Genomic DNA, 23,070 nt, shown 5'->3' on the forward strand with positions numbered 1-23,070 from the left:
GCCTTCTGGGCCCACAGCCCGGTGGTGATCGTGACCCCGGAGACCGGCACCATGGGGATCGGCCTGGGCGGGTTCCAGGAGTGCAACCAGTTGCCGATGTTCCAGGAGTTCACCAAGTACCAGGGCCATGTGACCCATCCGGCCCGCATGGCCGAGTACACCGGGCGCTGTTTCGACCGCGCCATGAGCGAGATGGGGCCGACCCAGCTGAACATTCCGCGCGACTATTTCTACGGCGACATTACCTGCGAGATTCCCAAGCCCGCCCGTCTGGACCGCGGCGCCGGTGGCGAGCACTCGCTCGACGAGGCCGCCGCGCTCCTGGCCACGGCGAAGTTCCCGGTGATCATCTCCGGCGGCGGCGTGGTGATGGCCGATGCGGTCGAGGAGTGCAAGGCCCTGGCCGAGCGTCTGGGCGCACCGGTGGTCAATAGCTACCTGCACAACGATTCCTTCCCCGCGAGCCATCCGCTGTGGTGCGGTCCGCTCGGCTACCAGGGCTCCAAGGCGGCGATGAAGCTGATTTCGCAGGCCGACGTGGTGGTGGCGCTGGGTTCGCGCCTGGGCCCCTTCGGCACCCTGCCCCAGCACGGCATGGATTACTGGCCCAAGAATGCGAAGATCATCCAGATCGACGCCGACAACAAGATGCTCGGCCTGGTGAAGAAGATCTCGGTCGGGATCTGCGGTGATGCGAAGGCGGCCGCGGTGGCGCTGACCCGGCGCCTCGAAGGCAGGACCCTGGCGTGCGACGCCGACAAGACCGCCCGCGCGCAAAAAATCGCCGACGAGAAGGCGGCGTGGGAGAAGGAGCTCGACGACTGGACCCACGAGAAGGATGCCTTCAGCCTCGACATGATCGAGGAGAACGCCAAGGAGAAGACCTTCCAGGGCGGCAACTATCTGCATCCGCGCCAGGTGCTGCGCGAGCTCGAGAAGGCGCTCTCAAAACCCGTCAGACACCTCGACAAGTACAAGGACTACGTCTGATCGGGCTCGAGCCGGGGCCTGTCACACCGAGCCGTGGCACGCGCCTGGCGCCTTACCCCTGTCTTCACCCCTCAATCCAGACCCATCCCTCCATGGATTGAGTTCTTGGCCGAGCCCCTGGACCCCCTTCACCAGGGCGCTCGGCCATTTTTTTCCAACAGCCTGATCTCGCGAGGAACAAGACGGATGAAAGCCCTCCACCGAATCATCGAGCAGGCGCAAGCCGCACCTGCCCGCATTGCGCTCTCCGAAGGCGACGACGTCCGCGTGCTCGAGGCCGCGGTGCGCGCCACCCGCGAAGGCATCGCCCGCATCATCCTGGTCGGTGAGCGCAAGCGCAGCACAGCCCTGGCCGCCGAGCTCGGGCTGTCGCTTGATGGCATTGCCTTCCACGACCCCTCCGATGCCCCCGAGCAGGCCGAGCTTGCACACACCCTCTATGCCCTGCGCAGCAAGAAGGGAATGAGCGCCGAGCAGGCAGAGATCGCGGCCCGTGATCCGCTGGTCTGCGCCAACCTCCTGGTACGCAGCGGCCGCGCCGACGGCACCGTCTCGGGTGCGGTGCGTACCACCGCTGACGTCGTGCGCAACGCCATCCAGATCATCGGCGTCGACCCGTCGTTCAAGCTCGTCTCCAGCTTCTTCCTGATGATGCTGTGCGAGCCGTTTCACTCGCTCAAGGGCGGATTGATCTTCTCCGATTGTGGGTTGGTCGTGAACCCGGACGCGACCGAACTGTCCGAGATCGCCATGGCCGCGGCCGACAGCGCACGCAATCTGCTGATGGAAGAACCGCGCGTGGCTATGCTCTCCTTCTCCACCAGCGGCAGCGCCCGCCACGCAGCGGTAGACAAGGTTGTCGAGGCCTCCCGCCTGGTCAAGAAGCAGCGACCGAATCTGGCTATCGACGAGGATGTGCAGCTCGATGCCGCCATCGTCGCCGAAATCGCCAACCGCAAGCTGCCCGAGTCGCAGGTCAAGGGCAAGGCCAATGTCCTGATCTTCCCCAATCTCGAAGCCGGCAACATTGGCTACAAGCTTGCCGAGCGGGTGGGTGGCGCAGTTGCCATCGGCCCCCTGCTTCAAGGTCTGGCCAAGCCTGCAAACGATCTCTCGCGCGGCTGCAGCGCCGAAGATGTGTTCCACGTCATCGCCGTCACCGTGGCCCAGGCAGCCAGCGCGCGGACGAAGGCCTGAGTGCCATCGCCCCCGGGAGCAGCGCTACGGGGCGTCACCGGACACCCCTGATCGATCGAGGAAAACGCCTGATGAGCATGGAACACATGACCGCACTGATGTTCGTGATCGCTGTCGCGAGTTATGTGCAGACCGTGACCGGATTCGGTCTGGGCATGATCGTGATGGGCGCGACCAGCGGCTTCGGGCTCGCACCGCTGCCCCTCGTGGCCGCCGTGGTGAGCCTGCTCACCCTCGTCAACAGTGCAGTCGCCCTGCCTGGGCGCATGCATCTGGTCGACTGGCCGGCTGCAAAGGCCGTCCTGCTCGGTGTCGTGCCCTCCATCGTCGCCGGCGTGGTGCTGCTCGACTACCTGAACAGCACCGCCTCCACCCTGCTGCAGTTTCTCCTGGGTGCCGTCATCACCTATAGCGGCCTGGTGTTCGCACTGCGCCCCACACAACTGCCCCGGCGCTCGCCCGACCGCAGCTTTTTTGTGTGCGGGCTGACTTCGGGCCTGTTCGGTGGTCTCTTCGGCATGGCCGGCCCGCCGGCCATCTTCCATTTCTATCGCCAGCCCATGGAACTGGCCGTGGTGCGTCACATGCTGCTCCTGGTCTTCGCCTTCACCTCCAGCACTCGCACCGTCTATCTCGGCGCCACCGGCGAGCTGACAAAGGAAATCTGGATACTTGCGGCCATGGCGGCCTTGCTGGTTGCGCTCGCCACCGCGGCCGGTCGCCACTATCCACCGCCAGTGTCGCCCCTCACCATGCGCCGGGCCGCTTTCGCCCTCCTCCTGCTGATCGGCCTGAGCCTGATGGGCAGCGCCGCGCTCGGCCTTCGCTGAGGCCGCATTCCGCTCATTCGTGCCGGGACCGGGCTGCAGCCCCGGGATAACAACAACACGATGCCGCCCATAGTGCGGCCATTTGCCCCTGAGAACACGCCATGAAGATTTCCCGCAAGGCCGGTCTCGCCGCCGCAGCTGTCCTGTTCCTGACCGTCGGCGCACTGTCGCTGATTCAGATCAGCCAATTGCGCAGCAGCCTAGAAGCGCAGGCCGAGTCCAGCATCACGCAGTCGGGCAATGCACTTGCTCGCCAGATCGAGAACTGGCTCAACGGCAAGCTGCAGATGATCGACCTGATGGCGCAGAGCATCGACGCAGACTTCAGCGCCGAACAGATTCAGCGTACCTTCGACCAGCCCCTGCTCAAGGAGCACTTCCTGCTCATCTTCGGCGGGCTGCAACGCGACGGCCAACGCATTACCAATACGCCGAGTTGGAATCCGGACGGATGGGACGCCCGTCAGCGCCCCTGGTATCCGGTAGCCCGCGACAACGCACGCGCCACGCTCACCGAACCCTATGCCGACGCGGCCACGGGCGAGATCCTGATTTCAGCTGTGGCCAGGCTCACCGACCGGGGTCGGTTCATGGGGGCCTTCGGTGGCGATCTCAGCCTCAAGACCATCTCCGAGGCGGTCAACGCGCTGGACTTCAACGGCGCAGGTCACGCCTTCCTGCTCGCGGCCAATGGCAAGGTCGTCTCGCATCCGGACGCACGCTTCAACGGCAAGTCCTACGAACAGCTCTTCGACGGACAGCGCCCCGCCCTGGATAACCAGCTCACGACCCTTCGCAGCGGCGGCAGGAAGTTGCTATTGTCCTTCACCCCCCTTAGCAATCTGCAGGGCATGAACTGGTACCTGGGCATCGTGCTCGATGAAGCAGTACTGTTGCGCGAGGCAAGGACCGCTGGCTTGCGCGCCCTGCTGGGCACGGTCATCGGGGTGGCGCTCAGCCTCATCGTGCTGTCCATTCTGATGAGCCGCCTGATGGCGCCGCTGATGCACCTGCACCAGGCTTTGCGTGAAATCAACAGCGGCACCGGTGACCTCACCCGCCGCCTGCCCGGGCGCGGAAAAGACGAGGTTGCCCAGCTGTCGAATGAATTCAATCGCTTCGTCGAATCGCTGCAGTCCTTGATCGGAAACATCATGGGCAAGGCCGAACAGGTTCGCCTCAGCAGCAGCGCGACCTCGATCATGGTCGAATCGGCCGCTGCCGGCCTGCGCCAGCAACTTGACGAACTGGACCGGCTGGCGGGCGAGACGGACGGCATGAACCGCAGCGCGGAGACCGTCGCCGGGCAGGCAGCCGAAGCCGCCGGCGCGGCCCGATACGCAAACGCGCAGACCGAAAAGGGTGTTCAGGTGGTCTCGCAATCCGCCGTGGCGATCCAGCGCCTCGCGACCGATCTCGACGCAACCGGCCAGTCGATCAACAGCTTGGTCAAGCTCAGCACACACATCGAGCACATTCTCGCCAAGATCACCGCCATCGCCGACCAGACCAACCTGCTGGCCCTGAATGCTGCAATCGAGGCAGCCCGCGCCGGCGAATCCGGCCGAGGCTTTGCCGTGGTGGCAGACGAGGTGCGTACCCTCGCCTCGCTCACGCAGGAGTCCACGCGCGAGATCCGCAGCATCATCGAGCAGCTGAGAAGCGGCGTCGGTCTCGCCGAGAACAGCATGCGCCAGTGCAGCACCACTGCGGTACGTACCGTTGAAGACGCGAGCACGGCCAACGCCATTCTCGCCGAAGTTAGGGAAGCCATCGGCAACATCAACGCCATGAGCCTCAGGATCGCGGAACTCGCGCACGAGCAAAGCCGCAGCACTCATGCACTCAATCAGCGCACCGCGACCATCCGCGACATCAGCCAGGCGGTGGCAGGCGGCGCAGATCAGCAGGCCGGTCAATGCCGCGCCATGGTCGATCAGATCGACCAGCAGAACAGCCTGCTGGAGCGATTCAAGGTCTGAGCCCGGATCATCCCCAGCGCGGTATGGAAGGCGGCGGCCCGCCCGTCTCCGCTCAGGCCGCCTTCGGGTAAAGGATGTCCTGGATCAACTCGGCAGCCGTGCGCATCTGCGTCACGTTGTCGAACAGATTGTCGAGTGACATCCGCGCCGTCGGCGCATGGCAGGCAATGGCGGCGACCACCTTGCCGTCCGGACCATTCACCGGCACCGACACCGCGATCATGCCGCGCACGAACTCCTCGTTGTCGATCCCGATGCCACGTTTCATGTTACGTGCCAGTTCGGCCTCGAGTTCCTGACGGTCGGTGATCGTATGCGGCGAATGCCGTGCGAGAACCTGCCGTGACAGGATGCTCTGGCGTTCGAGCAGCGACATCGAAGCCAGGAAGAGCTTGCCGCTGGCCGTGCAGTGCATCGGCACCCAGGTACCAAGTGGCAGATGCATGCGCAACGGTTCGCTCGTCTCGACACGTTCGACATAGAGCACCCGGCCCGCGTCCGGCACGGTCAGGTTGCAGGTTTCGCCAAGCTTGTTCACCAGGTTGCGCAGCACGGCCCGGCACGCCCTGCGCATATTGGTTCCGCGTAGCGTCTTGAGCGCCAGCGTGTTCGAGCGCGGCCCGGCGACAAAGCCGCGTTCGGCCGGCATGTGCAGCACGTAGCCGTGTTTTTCCATCGACTGCAGCAGTCGCATCAGGGTGCTCTTGGGCACTCTCATCAACCCCGCCAATTGCGCCAGCGTGAGCGGTTGCGCGGATTCGGTCAGAAGTTCGAGCACGGTCAGCGGACGCAGCCGGCGCACATCCTCATTTGCACCGTCGAGTTCCGCCAGTGATTCGTCGAAATCGTCGGGATCAGGCAATGCTGCACTGCGATTCTGGTCCGCCTGAGTCCGATTCTGTTTCATTTTCTGTCTCCTTTACAGATAACGCTTGGTTTTTGTTATGTGCCAATCAATAGTCACTATACAACTTTCTGAAACGCAGCGTTTCATTTTCAAAACTTGCTCTACCAAGGAGGGGCTGTAGGCCTCTACCTCGAATGGCGTAATCTGGAGACACGGTTCATGGCCCACGAAGTGGATTACATCGTTGTTGGTGCAGGCTCCGCCGGGTGTGTGCTCGCTAACCGCCTGAGCGAGGACGACGGCAGCAAGGTGCTGCTGCTCGAAGCCGGCGGCCCCGACAACAACCCCTGGATTCACATTCCGGTCGGCTACTTCAAGACCATGCATGACCCCCGCTACGACTGGTGCTACCGCACCGAGTCCGATGACGGCATTGCCGGACGGCAACTGCAGTGGCCGCGTGGCAAGGTACTGGGCGGGTCGAGTTCGCTCAACGGTCTGCTCTATGTGCGAGGCCAGCACGAGGACTACGACCGCTGGGCTGAACTGGGCAATGAGGGCTGGAGCTTCCGCGAGGTGCTGCCCTACTTCAAAAAATCAGAGGATCAGGAGCGTGGGGCCAGCGAATATCACGGAACCGGCGGCCCGCTCAAGGTATCCGACCTGCGTTTGCGCCGGCCGATCGCGGACTATTTCATCGCCGCCGCGCAGGAAATCGGGATTCCGCTCAATAACGATTACAACGGCGCCAGCCAGGAAGGCGTGGGCTACTTCCAGCAAACCGCCCACAAGGGTTTCCGCTGGAGCACCGCCAAAGGTTTTCTGCGTCCGGCGCGCAAGCGTTTGAACCTGATCGTGGAAACGCGGGCCCAGACCACGCGCATCCTGTTCGAGGGCAAGCGCGCCGTCGGCGTGGAGTTCCTGCAGGACGGGAAACTGTGTCAGGCCCGCGCACGCGCCGAGGTCATCCTCGCCGCCGGCGCCATCGGATCACCCCAGATCCTGCAGAACTCGGGGGTCGGCCCCGCTGAAGTACTGCGCAAGGCCGGCGTTCCCGTGCTGCATGAGCTCTCCGGCGTGGGACGCAACCTGCAGGATCACCTTCAGGTACGGCTGGTCTTGAAAACCCGCCAGCGCACCTTGAACGACGAGGTCAACAGCCCCATTCACAAGCTCTGGATCGGCATGCAATACATGATGTCGCGCACTGGCCCGCTGACCCTCGCCGCCAGCCAGGTGACCATTTTCACCCGCTCCAGCCCGGAGGTGGATCGCCCCGACATCCAGTTTCACATGCAGCCGCTCAGTGCCGACAAGCCGGGGGAAGGTGCCCACCCCTTCTCCGCCTTTACCTCTTCGGTGTGCCAGTTGCGCCCCTACAGCCGTGGTCATCTCGAGATCAGGTCGAACGATCCGCTGCAATACCCCGCCATCCACCCGAATTATCTATCCGACGAGCGCGACCATCCCGTCGTGATCGGGGGTATCAAGGTGGCGCGGCGCATTGCCCAGGCCCCCTCGCTCAAGTCACAGATCGTCTCGGAGTTCGTGCCCGGCGAGCAGTTCCAGACCGACGATGAATTGCTCGATGCGGCACGCCGCTACAGCCAGTCGATCTATCACCCGGCAGGCACCTGCAAGATGGGCCGCGACCGCGAAGCGGTGGTGGATGCACGCTTGAGGGTGCACGGCATCGCCGGACTGCGCGTCGTCGATGCTTCGATCATGCCGGAACTTGTCTCCGGCAACACCAATGCGCCAACGATCATGATCGCGGAAAAAGCCGCGGACATGATCAAGGCCGACAAACGCTGATCCAGCGTAGCAGCACCATTTCTACAAGGGCAATCACGCCCGCCACACCACCCGTAGGAGACACCCAAATGGCCAATCAGACTCCCCTTGATCGTCGCGGCTTCCTGCGCATTGCAGGTCGCTATGGTTTGACGTCAACCGCACTTGCCGTTACCGGCATGGTTGGCCCACTCACCCTCGAAGGCGTGGCACGTGCGGCATCTGCGACTGCAGACGCGCGCAACGCGGCCACCCCGTTGATGACGCTGAAGTTCGGCGCGTCGGGCTTCAACGAAGAGAACCTGAAGATTCAGCAATCGGGCCAGCTCTGGTTTGCGCAGGAACTGGAAACGCGCAGCAACGGCGCGCTGAAAATCGACTTCATCGGCAGCAATGCCATCTGCAACCAACTCGACTGCGTCAAGAAGGCTCAGCAAGGCATCATCGACCTGTTCTCAGCCAGCACACAGAACTCGGCCGGTGCGGCGCCGTATTACAACGTGCTCGACTTTGCCTACATGTTCCCGTCACGCGCCGCACAGCACCACTTCTTCTACCACCCGAAAAGCGAGACCTTGTTCCGCGAACCAATGCGCAAGCGTCACAACATCCAGTTTCTTTACACCCACTGCGAACTGCGCGGCCTTATGCTCGGCAAGAAATTCGCCGACGCACCGCTGATCACCAGCGTCGACCAGCTCGCCGGGACCAAGAACCGCGTCACCGGCACCCAGCTCGGCCGTATCGCGATGCAGCTGATGAACCTCAATCCGGTGCCGATCTCCTGGGAAGAGACGCTCGATGGGCTCAAGCAGGGCCTGATCGACGGCGCCGAGACCTGGATGGGCGCGGCCGCCTACGCCAACATGGCGCCTGTCCTGTCGCAGGCGGTCGATCTGAAGTTCTTCTGCGGTACCGAGCACACCGCCATGAATAACAAGACCTTCGAGAAGCTGCCGTCAAACCTGCAGGACATCGTGATGGAAACCGCGTTCGCTGCCCAGCAATACACCCAGCGCGAGCAGGAAAAGGCCCTGATCGACGTCGTGGGTGCAGTGCCCAATCCGGGCCCGGACACCGTATTCGGCAAGAACAAGGTTCGCGTGGCCACCCTCTCCGATGCCGAGATCCTCAAGGCCGAGAAGATGTGCTCACCCGAGTACAACCCCAAGCCCTGGGAAGAGTGGCGCGAGCGTCTGTCCAAGATGGCGGGCGGTCAGGATGTCTACAAGGAAATCTACGATATCGCGCGCGAAATTCCGAAAAACACCCCGGTGGCGGATGTGAAGGCACGACGCTGGTGGCAGAACGCCTGATCGCCGCACAGCTTCAGCCAGCTCGGAGCCGATCCCGCCCGGTGCGGGGTCGGCGCTCACCGTCATGTTCATGGAGACATCCGCATGTCCTACCTGATGGCGCTCATTCGGTGGCTTGACCGCAACGCCGAACGCACACTCATTCTCATTGCATACGCCAGCATGGCCTTGATCATCGTGTATGCGGTCTTCGAACGTTATGTCTTCAGCACCCAGATTCCCTGGAGCACGTCGATCCCCATCTACCTCTTCCTGTGGGTGGCCTGGGTCGGTTGCGCCTACAACGTCAAGAAGCGCACCCATCTGGTCTTCAACGACTTCCGTCTGCGCATGCCCTATGCAATGCAGTTTGCAATGATGTGGTTGGACACCCTCCTGTGGATCGGCTTCGGCTCCGTGGTTGCCTGGTTCACGATTGAACAAACACAGCTGGCCTATGACAATTTTTCCATCGTCCAGGGCACCGACAACGTCATGCAATGGTGGTTCTACCTCGCCACGCCGGTAGGCTGGGGAATCCTGATGATTCGTGCGCTACAGAATCTCATACAGGACATCGGCCGCTTTCGCCGCCACGAACCTTTCCTCGTCGACATCCAGACCGTCGGCGCAGACTGAGAAACCATCATGGATAACTCAATCCTCATCACGCTCGTATCTCTCGGCGTCGTTGGCCTGTTTCTGGTCGGCGTACCGATCTTTCTCGTCATCGCGCTTTGGGTGACGGGCGTCTCGATGGTCATCGATTTCACGCTGGCAAACATCGGCGTCACGCTGTTCGAGGGGCTCAACTTCTTCGGCCTGCTGTCGCTGCCACTGTTCATCCTCACCGGAGACCTGATTGCCGCCGCCGGCATCGCCACCCGCCTGGCCAATTTTGCCCACGCCTGCCTGAGCTGGATGCGCGGCGGCCTCGGGCTGGCGACCATCGGCTCCTGCGGTCTGTTCGCGGCAATCTCGGGCTCGAACTCGGCCACCACGGCGACCATCGGCGGCATCATGCACCCGCTGCTCAAGGCAGACGGGTACGACAGCCGCTTCGCTGCCGCCACCGCGGCAGCAGGCGGCACGGTGGGCATCATCATTCCACCGTCCATCATCTTTATCGTCTACGGCTTCCTGATGAACCTGTCGATCTCCGACCTGTTCGTCGCCGGCATTCTGCCGGGCATGCTGATGGTGGTCGCGATGCAGGCGGTGTGCTGGTGGATGTGTCGCAAGCATGGCTGGGGCTCGGTTACGCCGCTCGACATGAAGCGCGTCTTCCGCACCGCCCGTCAAGCCTATCTCGGCTTTTTCGCCATCTTCATTGTCATCTTCGGCATCTACTCGGGCATCTTCTCGCCCACTGAAGCGGCAGCGATCACGGTGGGATTCTGTCTGGTTGCCGGCCTGCTGGTCACTCGCGAGATCAAGTGGAAGGCATTGCCCGACATCCTGCTGCGCTCGGGCCAGCTGACCGGGATGCTGGCACCGATGATTGCCATATCCATTGTCATGCAGCAGGTGTTCGCACTGCTCGGTGCCGCCGATACCGTCGCAGCCTTCGTAGCCTGGTTCGGTAACGGTGAAACGGTCGTGCTGCTGGTCTGCATGGGCATTGTGCTGGCCGCGGGCTGCATTCTCGAAAGTCTGCCGGTTACCGTGATCTTTGCCCCCATCCTGGCGCCGATCGCGGTCGCAACCGGTGTCGATCCGGTGCATTTCTCGGTAATCTTCCTGGTGGGTGCAGCAATTGGCTTCATCACCCCCCCTTTCGGCCTGAACCTGTTCGTGGCCAGCGGCGTCACAGGCATTCCCTACTCCCAGCTCGTCCGTTTCGCGCTGATGTACATGAGCGGGCTCATCATCTCGTGGCTTCTGATCGCATTCGTGCCATGGTTTTCGCTGGGCTTGATTCCCAGCCCGGGCTGAATCCGTGACACTGCGGACAGAGAGACCCCTGCGCTGCCGGCCCGGCGCAGGGGCCTTCAGCCCTCGCTGTATCTCGATTCACATAGACAATAGAAGACCAAGCGGATCCACCCGCGAAAACGACAAGAATCTCCGGAGACAACAATGAACCAGGCGGTAAAGAAGGATTCAAGTGACGTCAGGCGCGTCGTCAGCGCCAGTCTCATCGGCGCCACCATCGAATGGTATGACTTCTTCCTCTACGGTGTCGTCGCAGGCATCGTCTTCAACAAGCTCTACTTCCCGTCCAGCGATCCGCTGGTGTCCACCATGCTCGCCTACGGCACCTTTGCGGTGGGCTTCCTGAGTCGTCCGCTGGGTGGCGTGATCTTCGGCCATTTCGGAGACAAGCTCGGGCGCAAGAGCATGCTGGTGATGACCCTGATGATCATGGGCGTCGCCACCGTACTGATCGGCCTGGTACCCACCTACGAGCAGATCGGCATCTGGGCCCCGGTGCTGTTGCTGATCCTGCGCATCGCGCAAGGCATCGGTCTAGGCGGCGAGTGGGGCGGCGCAGTGCTGATGGCCTTCGAATATGCGCCCAGGGAAAAGCGCGGTTTTTACGCCAGCATTCCGCAGATCGGGCTGGCGCTGGGCCTGTGCCTGGCCTCCGGCGTCGTCGCCGGGCTGTCCTCGCTGCTCAGCGACGAGCAGTTCCTGTCGTGGGGCTGGCGAATTGCATTCATCCTCTCCTTCCTGCTCGTCGCGGTGGGCATGTACATCCGCCTGAATGTGATGGAGACGCCGGAATTCGCCAAAGCCAAGGCCTCCGGCGAGGAAATCAAGCTTCCGATCAAGGAAGTCATCACCAAGTACCCTGGCAACGTACTCGCCGGCATGGGCGCGCGATACATCGACGGCGTGTTCTTCAACATTTTTGGCGTGTTCTCCATCGCCTACCTTACGCAGACCCTGCACCTGAGCCGCACCGATGCATTGCTGGGCGTGATGGCGGCCGCACTGGTGATGATCTTCACCATTCCCTTTTTCGGCGGACTGTCCGACCGCATCGGCAGAACGCGGATCTATTTCTGGGGTTCGCTGCTGACCGGGCTGTCCGCGTTTGCCGGCTTCTGGTTCATGCAGCACAGCAACGGCAACATGCTGGTGGTGTGGCTGGCCATCATCATCCCGTTCGGGGTGTTCTACGCTGCGATCTATGGCCCGGAAGCTGCACTGTTTGCCGAACTGTTCAAACCCGGCATCCGCTATTCCGGCATCTCCTTCGTCTATCAATTCTCGGGGATATTCGCCAGCGGCATTACACCCATCATCGCCACCTACCTGCTGCAAAAAGGCAATGGCGATCCATGGCTGATTTGCGCCTATGTTGCGTTTGCCGGCCTCGTCAGTGCCATGTCCGCAGCCTGGATCGGACGCCGGAAACGCTATGAGCATGTGCTTGCGACAAGTCCGGCCGGCGCCTGAAAGCAGCACGAGGGGCGCAGCTTGAGTCCCGGGGCGCACCAGGCCGGGACAGGACACACGGAATCGTGCCCGAGCACCGGGCGCACGCCTTTCGGCGAGCATGGATTATCCTGTCTGGCTTGGTCCTGAACGGAAACACGCCATGCCACCAATCACGCCCTACGAAGCATCCCCGATCACCCGCGGCGAAGTCGACGCGATAGATGGACCCGTCGTGCTGGATTTCGGTACCGACTGGTGTGGCCATTGCAAGGCCGCGGCTCCACTGGTTGCGGCCGCGGCCGCGCGCCATCCGGGGATACGGCACCTTCGCATCGAGGACGGACCCGGCCGGCGCCTGGGGCGCAGCTTTGCGGTAAAGCTGTGGCCGACCCTCATCTTCCTGCACAAGGGCACCGAAGTGGCGCGCCTGGTGCGGCCCGGCGGCCCGGACGCAATCGACCGGGCTTTCGACGCGCTGGAAGGCGCCCGATGAGTGAAAAATCCTTCGGTGAGCTCGATGTCGTCGGTCTCAACCTTCAGGCCGTATTTGATCTTGCGCAGCTTGCGGACGACATCGTCGCGCGCCTGCGCCGGATCGCGGGCGATCTGGCGCCTTACCGGCAACTCATCCTGATTGGCAACGCCGGACCCGCACTCTGGCGCGCGGTCGACATAGCCCGGCTGAAAACCGATGATCCGATCGACGAATTCAGTGCGCGCGCGGTCGCCGGCTGGTTCTCCCGCCACCACGGCGACGCAGCCCGCATGCAACTCTACCCGGGTGCGGCGGCAGTCGACCTGCAGGCCCTTGGCGCACTGGCCGGCTGGCACCATCCGTCACCGTTCAAGGTTGGCATCAACGACCGTTTCGGCACCTGGTTCGCCTATCGCGTAGCGATGCTCGCGGACAGCCGGATTCCCCCAACCCGCCCATGGGCGTCCGCATCGCCCTGCACTGCCTGCACGACCCTGCCCTGCATCGAGGCTTGCCCGGCCAAGGCCTTGAGCTCCGAGACCTTCTCGCTCGACGCCTGCATCGAGTACCGCCGCTCGGACGGATCCAGGTGTTCCGCAACGTGCATTTCTCGACTGCAATGTCCGGTCGGGCAGACGCATCGCTACGATGAAGCCCAGATTCGGCACGGATACGCGAACTCGCTGCGAATGATCGAAAAATACGCTGCCGGCCGGGGCAATCGGTAACCGCGCTCGCCGCAGCACTGTGATGCGGCGTACCGTCGCTGAACATTCACTTTGTTGCGCCGCATCAACCCTGTTAGGCTTGCGGTTGATTGTGTGTTGCCGACGGCGAGTGAAAGCATGAGCGAAATCGATCTGAAACAGTTTTTCCTTGAGCAGGTTCGCCTGTTCGAAAGCCTTCCGGCAGACAAGGTCGAGGAGATCGTCGGCAAGTCGCATCTTGGCACCTTCGAAGGTAACGAGGCGATGCTCGAAACCGGCGACGAAGGCAAATTCATCGGTGTCGTCATCAGCGGCATGGCCGAGATTTCGGTCACCGACAATACCGGCTCACGCGCGGTGATCAGCCAGCTCGGCGCCGGCGACGTATTCGGCGTGGTGTCGCTACTGACGGGCGAGCCGGTCGGAGCCGACGTGATTGCCGGCAATCGCTGCTTCGTGCTGATGATCCCGCGCGAGGTCGTGCATGCGGACATTCTGTGCAATCCGCGCGCGGTGGCCTATCTTTCACGCCTGCTCGCCGACCATACCCGCGCCATGTCGGTTGAAATCGCCAGCGGACGGGTGCGCGTACCTGCCCGTTCCGACGATGCCCACGCCCTGTCACTCGGTAGCAGCACGCCGGGCAAGCTCATCGTACTCAACGTCGGCCTCACCCAGATCCATTTTGGCATCTACGATACGCTCGACCTCGGCTCCGACGTACACGGGATCATCGACAATGCCGATCCGCAACTGAGCCGCATCAGTGTCAAGGTCGGCCCGCAGACGCGCCAGATGACACTACCTCCCTTTCCGCTGTCGGCCCTGTTCGACGTGATGCGGGATGCGACCGCGCTGCTCGGCGAAGCTTTCACCCTGCACCTGCCCGACGTCACCGCCGTCGGTCATCGGGTGGTCCACGGCGGCAGCAAGTTTGCCAGCTCGGTCGTGATCACCCCCACCGTCATCGACGATATCGAGGCACTTTCGGTGTTCGCGCCGCTGCACAATCCGGTCAACGTCCAGGGTATCCGCGCGGCGATGAAGCAGCTGCCGGGCGTGCCGCATGTCGCGGTGTTCGACACCGCCTTCCATCAGACCCTGCCGCCCTACGCCTACCTGTACGGACTGCCCTACGACCTGTACAAGCAGGGCGGCATTCGCCGCTACGGCTTTCACGGCACTTCACACCGATACGTGTCGCTGAAAGCGGCGGAAGTGCTCAGACGCCCGCTCGGCGAACTGGAGATCATCTCCTGCCATCTGGGCGTCGGCGCATCACTGTGCGCCATCGATCATGGGCGCTCGGTCGATACCACGATGGGCATGACGCCCACCGACGGCCTCATCATGCCCAGTCGTTCCGGCAGCATCGACCCCGCAGTGATCATTCACCTGCTGCAAGACCACGGTATGCGACCGGAACAGCTGTCCGATCTGATCAATACCGAAAGCGGCCTGAAGGGCATCTCGGGGATCTCGAGCAATATCCATGACATCGAGGCCGCTGCCAGCGAAGGCCACCACCGTGCGCTGCTTGCACACAAGGCCTTCTGCTATCAGGTGCGCAAGAATATCGGCGCCTATGTCGCAGCAATGGGGGGTATCGACGTCCTGGCCTTCACCGGCGACATCGGCGAGTCCAGCGCGGCGGTGCGCAGTCTGGCCTGCCAGGGCCTGGGCTACATGGGCATCCGGCTAGACGAAGAGAAGAACCGCAGTCTCGACACCGTCGGCAACTGCCATGTGATCTCCGCGGACGACTCGCCGGTGACGATTCTCGTCATTGCCAATGACGACGAGCGTCTGGTGGCGTGGGAAACCCTGCGCGCCATCGAGCGCAATGAACTGATTCTGGCGATGAAGCAGGACCAGGCAGAGGCGCCGATCCCGATCGAAATCTCCGCACATCATGTCCACCTGTCGCAGTCCGACGTGGACAAGCTCTTCGGCCCCGGCCATCAGCTGACACCCGAGCACGAACTGTCGCAACCCGGGCAGTTTGCGTGTGCGGAGAAAGTACACCTGGTCGGCCCCAAGGGTCGTATCGCCAATGTGCGGGTTCTCGGTCCCACGCGCAAGGAGACCCAGGTCGAGATCGCCATGACCGAACAGTTCAAGGTCGGCATCCAGCCGCCGATCCGACAGTCCGGCGATCTCATCAACACCCCGGGCATCACCCTCGAAGGTCCGTACGGCAGCACCACGATCGAACGCGGCGTCATCTGCGCGCAACGCCACATCCACATGGCCCCCGAGGACGCGCTACGCTTCCGAGTGCGCGACAACTACGTGGTACGGGTGCGGATCAAGGGCGACCGCGAACTGATTTTCGGCGATGTGGTGGTCAGGGTGAATCCGGCCTTCCGCCTGGCGATGCACATTGATACCGATGAGGGCAATGCGGCCAACATCCGTACCGGCATGATCGGCTATATCGAGGAAATTCAGAGCCGCAACTGATGTCGGCAAGCGGCTACCAGCTTGTCACACCCTACTTCTCGTGCCCGATGATCCCGCCGATTGCGGCGCCACCGACGGTGCCTGCCGCACTGCCGCCGGTCAGGATCGCACCGCCAACGGCGCCGACACCAGCGCCGATCGCCGTGCTTTTCTGCCGCTCCGACATGTTGGCACACCCGGAAAGACCGAGCACCACACAAGCCGCAAGGCTCGCTGCAATTGTCCGTGTATTGGTCATCATCACAATGCTCCAGAAACAGGTCCGTCACACAAGGAGAGAACGCCTGACAGGATTCAACCGGCAGTTTCAGTCCCCTTGAATCAACCATATCAGGCGCGCCCGCGAAAAATGCGCAATTGAACACACTGTTACCCACCGAAACACGCCGGTAACGTCTTTCCGCCCCAGCGCGCTCATGGCGTGCGCGAGGCGCACCGGAGCTCGGTTCACGCTGACGGCCCCTCGCTTACCGCACTGCCTGCTCGCGTTCCAAGCGGGAAGTCTGCACAATCGCTCCAAGCGCGCACGTGCGCCCTGCCAGATGAGGATCCGAATTGCCCCCGACTGTCCGCGCCCCCAGACAATGCCCTTCGCCTCCGAGGCACGCGCTCGCCCGAAGATGAAGCGCAACCTTGTCGGCGATCGGAACGCCCAGTTGTTCGTGCGCTTTCGCGTGCTGTTCAATTCGCGCTTCTATTACCCGGTCCTCGCCATCCTCTTTCTCGATCTTGGCCTGAGCGCCGAGCAGTACACCCTCCTCAACTTCGTCTGGGCCATCACCATCGTCGTCGCAGAAGTGCCGTCTGGCGTCCTTGCCGACCGCATCGGCAGACGCCCCCTGGTCATTGCCGCCAGCGCGTTCATGGTCGCGGAAATGCTCGTGCTTGCAGCGGCACCGCAGAATGGCGGGCTGCTTCTGTTCTTGTTCTGCCTGCTGAATCGCATGCTGAGCGGTCTTGCCGAAGCGCTGGCCAGCGGCGCGGACGAGTCACTCGCATTCGACGCCCTCGCGGCCGAAGGGCGCCAGGGCGAATGGCCAAACGTGCTTGCGCGCCTGATGCGCTGGCAAGCGACAGGGATGGTCGTCGCCATGCTGGTCGGCAGCGCGGTGTACGACCCCGCGCTCATGTCGCGGGCCGCCATGCTGATTGGCCTCCCGCTGCAGTTCGATCTGAGCACCACATTGCGCTTCCCGATCTACATCAACCTGTTGACTGCCGCCTGCGTACTACTGATCAGCCTCAGGATGGTCGAACCCGCCCGCCCCGACCCCCATTCGATGCCGTCCACCCGGGACGCCATCCGGTCCGTCGCCGACACCGCGCGCTGGATCGCGGGCAACCCCCTGGTGCTCTTCGTCATCATCGGCGGCCTGCTCATCGACAGCGTGATCCGCGTGTTCCTGACCTTTGCCAGTGCCTACTATCGGATGATCGACTTGCCCGAGGCCAGTTTCGGTCTGATCGGCGCCTCACTGGCCGGCATTGGCATTCTGGTGTCACCGCTGGCAAGGCAGCTGGTGCTGACTGGCTCCCTGCTTCGCACCTACGCCCTGCTGGCATTGGTCGCCTTGTTCGGGCTGGGCGGCGTCGCACTCGATGTCGTCCATTGGGGGGTCGTGTTTACACTGCCACTGGCAGCAGCCATCGCCGCCGTCGGTTTCGCGGTATCGCACTATCTCAACCTCGCTGTCGAATCGCGCCACCGCGCCACCGTGCTGTCCTTCAAGGGCCTCGCATTCAATCTCGGCTATGGGTTCGCCAGCCTGCTCTTTGCCATGGCTCTGCGCGCATATCGCGATACTGGCTCCGCGCATGAAGGCCTGGCCGGCGCCCTCGGTCTGCTGCCCGTCTGGCTGGGATTCACCGCTGCGGTGCTGATGTGGGTCTTCAGGCGCCACCGCAAGACCCTGCTGATACAAGCGTAGAAGTTGCCCCCCAGCGCCGTCGCATTCTCGCGGCATGGATGGCGCCCTCGACCGCGCTCACCCACGCACCCGGATCACCTATGCAGAACAATTGGAGCGTCCTGTTCGATTCGTGCGGACAGGCGCTCAAAGCACACGTAGAATGAAATCCTCAATCCGCTGAGCGTAATCGCCTCAAAGCTATCGCCCATGCGCAAGACATTTCTCTCATACGTGGTCAGGCTGCTCTTGCTGACCGTCCTGCTGAGTGCCGGGCCAGTCGTAGCGGACGACATTGATTTTCAAACGGCATTCGCACCCTCTCCCGAGGAGGCGGCCTGGCTGGCAGCGCACCCCGTCGTTCGGCTCGGTATCGATCCCAATTACGGTCCCTACTCCTTTCTGGACGAGAAGGGGCGGGTACGGGGCGTGGTGCCCGACTTCCTCGAGCATATCGAAAAGACACTGGGCATCCGCTTCTCGCTGACGACCGAACTCGATTGGCCGGCCTTGATGAGTGCCTTGAAACAGGGGCGAATCGATGCCATCGCCACGATGGTGAAACTCCCAGAACGCGAAGCCGACTTCGCTTTCAGCCGCATCTATCTGCCGACCCCGCTGGTCATCATGACCCGCAATGACGTCCCGCAACTGAAGTCGGTCAAGGCACTCGAAGACCTGCGCGTCGCTCTCGTCCGTGAATACTCGTCGGCCAAGCAGACGCTCAGGCTCGCCCCCGGACTCGACCCCCACTTCGTTGCCAGCCCGGAGGAAGGACTGGACGCAGTCGCCACCGGCTCGGCCGACGCCTATGTCGGCGCACTGGGGGTCAACAGCTTTCTGGCTATCAGGCGCGGTATCACCAACCTGAAGGTCAATGCCGGATTCGACATGAGCGGAAATGGCCAGCGCTTTGCGATACGAAAGGACTGGCCCGAGCTGGCCAGTCTCATTGACCGCGCCCTGCTGGTGATTCCCGAGGACGAGAAGGCGGCGATATTCGTGCGCTGGTTGCCGCTGCGCTCGGAACAGGTCTTCCGCCTGGAACCTCACAGCCTTGCCAGTCGCCTGCTTCCGTGGCTGCTGTTACTGACTGCGGTGGTCGGCCTGGCCTACCTGAGCGCGGTGATCTGGAACCGCCAGTTGAGGCGTGAGCTGGCTCGCCGCAAATCGGAGCTTGAACGTGCGCTAAGCATTGCCCGGATAGGTGACTGGTCTGTCGATGTCAAGAGCGGGCGCATTCACTGGGCAGACGAGATCTACCGCATCGCAGGGCACGCGCCGACGGCGCTAGACTGGGCCACAGTGCGCGACTGGATCCATCCCGACAGCCAGGCGACGCATGACGCACTTCGCACGCAGATGGAGTCGGTTTCACCAGGCGAGACCATTCCCGACACCTTCATCCAGTTGCTGCGTCCGGACGGCGGCACACGGTGGCTGGAGATCACCGTCGCCACCGACTTCGACTCGGGCGGCAAACCCTTCAGGCATTACGGTACCGCGCGGGACATTTCCGAACGCAAGCACGCCGAAGAGCAGATCCGCAACCTCGCCTATTTCGATGGCCTGACCGGCTTGCCCAACCGGCGGCAGCTTCTGGACCGCCTGCAGCAGGCCGTCAGCGTCAGTGCTCGCAACGTCGAAGTGGGCGCCCTGCTGATGCTGGACCTGGATCGCTTCAAGGATCTCAATGATACGCAGGGGCACGACGCCGGTGACGAACTGCTGATCGAAGTCGCCAACCGGATTGGCACCCATGTTCGCCGGGAAGACATCGTCGCCCGCCTCGGGGGTGACGAATATGTCATCATCGCCGAGAACCTCGGCTCCGACCTCTCCGCCGCCGCACTGCAAGCCGGAGCCATCGCCGAGCAGTGCCGCAATGCACTGTCGCAGCCTTTCTTCATCGCTAATGGCGGACAGCAGTACGACTGCACCACGAGTATCGGAGTCACCCTTTTTCAAGGCGCGGACACCGGCGTGGACAGTCTCCTCAAGCAGGCCGAAGTCGCCCTGTATCAAGCCAAGCGCGCCGGCAAGAACGCAGTCCGTTTCTTCAGCGCTGACATGCAGGCTGCCATCGATGCAAGAATGCAGATGGAGACCGCCCTGCGCCAGGCACTGAAGGCGGGCGAACTCCAGCTCCACTACCAGCCCCAGGTCGACAGCACCGGAACCCGGATCGGCGCCGAGGCCCTGCTCCGGTGGTACCCGTGCAATGCGGCACCGGTGCCACCCGCGACTTTCATTCCGGTTGCCGAGGAGAGCGGCCTCATTCTTCCAATCGGCGACTGGGTGCTGAAGACGGCCTGCGCCCAGCTCAAGCAGTGGGAAGCCGATGCGGGAACCAGAGATCTGAGCATTGCCGTCAACGTCAGCGCCCGGCAATTCCTGCAACCGGACTTCGTCGATCAGGTCATTGCCATGCTTGACGCCACGGGAGCGCGGCCTGAGCGCCTCAAGCTCGAGCTGACCGAAAGCGTCGTGCTCGAATCGATCGAGACCGTCATCGACCGCATGCGCCGATTGAAAAAAGTCGGCATCACCTTCTCGCTCGACGACTTCGGCACCGGCTACTCCTCGCTGTCGTACCTGAAGCGCCTGCCCCTCGACCAGGTCAAGATCGACCAGGCCTTCGTTCGTGACATCACCATCGACCAGAACGACGCTGCCATCGTTCGGGCCACGCTCGCCATGGGCCAGTCGCTCGGTCTGAACGTCATTGCCGAAGGCGTCGAGACCGAAGCACAGCACGCCCTGCTGGTCGAATACGGCTGCCCTCAGTTCCAGGGCTATCTGTTCAGCAGACCGATCCCGATCGAAGACTGGTAGCGCACACTCATTGCATCAAGAGACCTATTCAGCCTTTCCCGGTCGAGACGCAGATCTCCCCGGTCCGGGTTCGACTACATCATCGCCCACCAGCACTGTCGCCACGTATAGACCAGATGCTGTCGACGGGCCCGCCCTTCACGCGCCTGTTCGTTGCACGTGCCAGCCAGATGAAGCAAAAGCCGCCTGCGAGAGCCGTCCCATCCACACCCATGGCGGCGGCGCTCCCACTCGCCCACATGCCCAAGGACGGAAATATCCAGGCCAGGAAGCTGGTTGCCGGAATTGCGAAGGTAAACACGGCCGCCAGCCGCAGTAGATGGACGGATGATTGCGCCGCACCGCGTCGGAAAGCCCAGACAAGGGCACTGAAGAACACAGCGTAATAGATGCCTTGATGCCAGGCGTTGATATCCTCGACGCGACCGTGCAACCATCTGGCAGCGACGATTGTCAGCGAGATACCGCAAACCGCCCCAAGGCACACCCCGACTGTCGCCGCCGCCATCCAGCGTACGTCGCGTCGCTGTTCGGGAGGCGTGCCATCCGCGTTGCCCGTGCGCGCAGCTTTGATTCGTCGGGTCTCCAGCCACAACAGGTTGCCTCCATAGAACAACCAGGCACCCGCGAGCCCGAGCAGGAAATATATCCACTGCACCGGGGCTCCGCCATAGGCGCCAAAGTGCAGGGCGAAGAAGCTGCCGATAATGGCGTTCGACAGGCTCTGATGGCCCGGCAGGAAGTCGGCGTTCATGATCTCTCCGCTGTAAGGATCGACGGCGACAAAGCCGCCGACAAATCGCGGCGAATGTGCGGTGGGATCGTGCCCCCAGACGCGCACGGCGGCGCGCGGCCCGGTGACATTCAGATACTGCAGGGAAGTCGGCTCGAAGCTTGGCGAAAGCGCCCGAACGCTGTCCAGCAAGTCTGCGGGAGAGCGCATCGCCGCTGGATCGCGCTGCGTCGCCGGCGCAGCGGCGTTGGCCCGCCCCTGAAAGGCGGAACCCCACCTGCCATCGTGGATAAATTTATCCTGGATGAGGTAGAACCCGTCGTGATAGGCGAAGACTACGGCGGTGAGGGCCATGACGACATGGAAGGGCAAGCTGACGATGCCGACCACATTGTGCGCGTCGAGCCACATGCGCTTGAGGTTCTTGCCCACGCGCAACGCGAAGAAATCCTTGACCAGAGAAGGAAGCAGCACGATCACACCGGAGACCAGCGCCAATGCGTAAAGCACGGCGACGAAGCCCATCACCCAGCGATTCGGATCGGTATCGTAAGGAAGGCCCACCACACGGTGTAGCGTATCGATGAACTCGGCGAGTCCGGACGGATGTACCTCCTCCACTTGAACATCACCACCAGTCTCCAGTACGGCGACATAGTGACGGACGGCGGAATGGTCGTGATCGTCAGCCCCCGGCGCCCGCACCTCCCACGAAATTCCTTTCGGCAAGTGCTCCGCTACCTCGAGGTGCAGCCGAAAATCCTTGGCTGCTTCCGGGTACTTCTGCAGGGTAGCAACAATGAGCGCTGAAGCATCACCCAGGGGATGGGTATGACCATGAATGGCCGACGGAGGTGCTGCCCAGCGTGCCAGCGGTTCCTTGAAGATGGTGATCGCACCCGCGTAAAAGGCGATGAACAGCACCATGCCGGCAACAATGCCGGTCCACGTGTGCACAGACTTGTAGATGCGGATGAACTCGGAACGCACGGCAGAACCTTGAAAGTCAGGTGAGGCGACATGCCGCCAGGATGCAGAAGACCACCAGGTTGGCAGCACTCAGCCAGACCCAGGCATGCTTGCCACTCCGGAAAAAATATACGCAGGAAAGCACCCCGATCCACACCGGCGCCATCATCCACATGGCGAGCTGCCCACGAATGGACAGTGGCATATCGGACGCAAGGCACGAGAACAGGCCGGAGCAGCCGATCGCCAGGGTGAAGCCCAGTAATGCCCCGGCCGATGTCTTCGCGAACCAGTCACGTGCAACAGCCCCGGGTTTAGCCCCGATCATGAATGCGTATTCCTGCGCGAAGCCAGCAGTGCCCCAAAATAGGGAAAGAGCGCAAAAAGCAGCATCAGCCAGTGGACGAAGACGAAAGTTCCAGCAGCGGGCCTCAGGGCCTGCAGTAACGAAATGAGCCCGACTGCCAGCAGCAGGACCCCGGTCGTGCGGGCGGGCGGCGCCGGCCAGGACGTCGCGCGCCAGCGTTGGTTCGGCGAAGCCAGGTAAATCGCCACACTGCCCAACAGCGTTGCGAGGAAACCCATGAGGGTGAAAATGGTCATGTCGAACGGCTATCCAGGTGGTGTTAACGCGAGACGGATGGCGTCGGTCCGGAAAG

18 protein-coding genes and 1 pseudogene are annotated in these 23,070 nt (G+C 62.6%); 14 read left to right on the forward strand and 5 right to left on the reverse strand.

What is annotated here, in order from left to right; all coding sequences use genetic code 11:
* From J5J83_RS04665 to J5J83_RS04680, 4 genes and pseudogenes are all read left to right on the forward strand, one after another.
* Nucleotides 1–957: pseudogene (locus tag J5J83_RS04665) on the forward strand (sulfoacetaldehyde acetyltransferase); the annotation flags it as partial.
* 219 nt (nt 958–1,176) lie between these two features.
* Nucleotides 1,177–2,187 carry a phosphate acetyltransferase gene (gene pta, locus J5J83_RS04670; RefSeq protein ID WP_212346012.1) on the forward strand — a complete coding sequence of 337 codons (1,011 nt, stop codon included), beginning with the start codon at nt 1,177–1,179 and terminating at the stop codon, nt 2,185–2,187.
* 71 nt (nt 2,188–2,258) lie between these two features.
* Nucleotides 2,259–3,017, forward strand: a complete 759-nt coding sequence (locus J5J83_RS04675; protein WP_212346015.1) for a sulfite exporter TauE/SafE family protein — start codon at nt 2,259–2,261, stop codon at nt 3,015–3,017.
* A gap of 101 nt (nt 3,018–3,118) precedes the next feature.
* Nucleotides 3,119–4,999, forward strand: coding sequence for a methyl-accepting chemotaxis protein (locus J5J83_RS04680; RefSeq protein WP_212346018.1), 1,881 nt, complete (start codon nt 3,119–3,121; stop codon nt 4,997–4,999).
* A gap of 52 nt (nt 5,000–5,051) precedes the next feature.
* Here the strand turns inward: J5J83_RS04680 and J5J83_RS04685 are convergent, their stop codons facing one another.
* A complete protein-coding gene (locus J5J83_RS04685; RefSeq protein WP_212346021.1) occupies nt 5,052–5,906 on the reverse strand; it encodes an IclR family transcriptional regulator in 855 nt (284 codons plus the stop codon).
* 159 nt (nt 5,907–6,065) lie between these two features.
* On the opposite strand from J5J83_RS04685, the gene J5J83_RS04690 reads away from it, so the two are divergent.
* From J5J83_RS04690 to J5J83_RS04725, 8 genes are all read left to right on the forward strand, one after another.
* The gene (locus J5J83_RS04690; protein WP_212346024.1) at nt 6,066–7,661 is read left to right on the forward strand and encodes a choline dehydrogenase; all 1,596 of its coding nucleotides are present in this window, start codon (nt 6,066–6,068) and stop codon (nt 7,659–7,661) included.
* A 68-nt stretch (nt 7,662–7,729) separates the two neighbouring features.
* Nucleotides 7,730–8,956 carry a TRAP transporter substrate-binding protein gene (locus J5J83_RS04695; protein WP_212346027.1) on the forward strand — a complete coding sequence of 409 codons (1,227 nt, stop codon included), beginning with the start codon at nt 7,730–7,732 and terminating at the stop codon, nt 8,954–8,956.
* An 84-nt stretch (nt 8,957–9,040) separates the two neighbouring features.
* Nucleotides 9,041–9,574: a TRAP transporter small permease gene (locus J5J83_RS04700; protein WP_212346030.1), complete on the forward strand. Its 534-nt coding sequence runs from the start codon at nt 9,041–9,043 to the stop codon at nt 9,572–9,574.
* Between the two features lie 9 nt (nt 9,575–9,583).
* Nucleotides 9,584–10,870: a TRAP transporter large permease gene (locus tag J5J83_RS04705; protein ID WP_212346032.1), complete on the forward strand. Its 1,287-nt coding sequence runs from the start codon at nt 9,584–9,586 to the stop codon at nt 10,868–10,870.
* A 144-nt stretch (nt 10,871–11,014) separates the two neighbouring features.
* A complete protein-coding gene (locus J5J83_RS04710) occupies nt 11,015–12,340 on the forward strand; it encodes an MFS transporter (RefSeq protein WP_212346034.1) in 1,326 nt (441 codons plus the stop codon).
* Nucleotides 12,341–12,482: 142 nt separating this feature from the next.
* Nucleotides 12,483–12,815, forward strand: a complete 333-nt coding sequence (locus J5J83_RS04715) for a thioredoxin family protein (protein WP_212346036.1) — start codon at nt 12,483–12,485, stop codon at nt 12,813–12,815.
* Nucleotides 12,812–13,525 carry a hypothetical protein gene (locus J5J83_RS04720; protein ID WP_212346038.1) on the forward strand — a complete coding sequence of 238 codons (714 nt, stop codon included), beginning with the start codon at nt 12,812–12,814 and terminating at the stop codon, nt 13,523–13,525. The genes J5J83_RS04715 and J5J83_RS04720 overlap by 4 nt, the downstream gene beginning before the upstream one ends.
* A gap of 117 nt (nt 13,526–13,642) precedes the next feature.
* On the forward strand, nt 13,643–15,967 hold the full coding sequence (locus J5J83_RS04725) for an acetate/propionate family kinase (protein WP_212346040.1): 2,325 nt from the start codon (nt 13,643–13,645) through the stop codon (nt 15,965–15,967).
* A gap of 31 nt (nt 15,968–15,998) precedes the next feature.
* Here J5J83_RS04725 and J5J83_RS04730 read toward each other — a convergent pair whose 3' ends face one another.
* Nucleotides 15,999–16,208: a prenyltransferase gene (locus J5J83_RS04730; RefSeq protein ID WP_212346042.1), complete on the reverse strand. Its 210-nt coding sequence runs from the start codon at nt 16,206–16,208 to the stop codon at nt 15,999–16,001.
* Nucleotides 16,209–16,587: 379 nt separating this feature from the next.
* On the opposite strand from J5J83_RS04730, the gene J5J83_RS04735 reads away from it, so the two are divergent.
* Together J5J83_RS04735 and J5J83_RS04740 are read left to right on the forward strand one after the other, a co-directional pair.
* Nucleotides 16,588–17,895 carry an MFS transporter gene (locus tag J5J83_RS04735; RefSeq protein WP_212346045.1) on the forward strand — a complete coding sequence of 436 codons (1,308 nt, stop codon included), beginning with the start codon at nt 16,588–16,590 and terminating at the stop codon, nt 17,893–17,895.
* A 189-nt stretch (nt 17,896–18,084) separates the two neighbouring features.
* Nucleotides 18,085–20,709, forward strand: a complete 2,625-nt coding sequence (locus J5J83_RS04740) for an EAL domain-containing protein (RefSeq protein WP_212346048.1) — start codon at nt 18,085–18,087, stop codon at nt 20,707–20,709.
* A gap of 79 nt (nt 20,710–20,788) precedes the next feature.
* Here J5J83_RS04740 and J5J83_RS04745 read toward each other — a convergent pair whose 3' ends face one another.
* Genes J5J83_RS04745 through J5J83_RS04755 form a run of 3 tightly spaced genes read right to left on the reverse strand, consistent with a single transcriptional unit; the run spans nt 20,789 to nt 23,014 of the window.
* A complete protein-coding gene (locus tag J5J83_RS04745) occupies nt 20,789–22,501 on the reverse strand; it encodes a PepSY-associated TM helix domain-containing protein (protein ID WP_212346050.1) in 1,713 nt (570 codons plus the stop codon).
* Nucleotides 22,449–22,739: a hypothetical protein gene (locus tag J5J83_RS04750; protein ID WP_212346052.1), complete on the reverse strand. Its 291-nt coding sequence runs from the start codon at nt 22,737–22,739 to the stop codon at nt 22,449–22,451. The genes J5J83_RS04745 and J5J83_RS04750 overlap by 53 nt, the downstream gene beginning before the upstream one ends.
* Nucleotides 22,736–23,014, reverse strand: a complete 279-nt coding sequence (locus J5J83_RS04755) for a hypothetical protein (protein ID WP_212346054.1) — start codon at nt 23,012–23,014, stop codon at nt 22,736–22,738. Before J5J83_RS04755 ends, J5J83_RS04750 begins: the two co-directional genes overlap by 4 nt.
* Nucleotides 23,015–23,070 lie beyond the last annotated feature (56 nt).

This window comes from Azoarcus sp. L1K30 (assembly GCF_018122735.1).
In the GTDB taxonomy this organism is placed as follows: Bacteria; Pseudomonadota; Gammaproteobacteria; order Burkholderiales; family Rhodocyclaceae; genus Parazoarcus.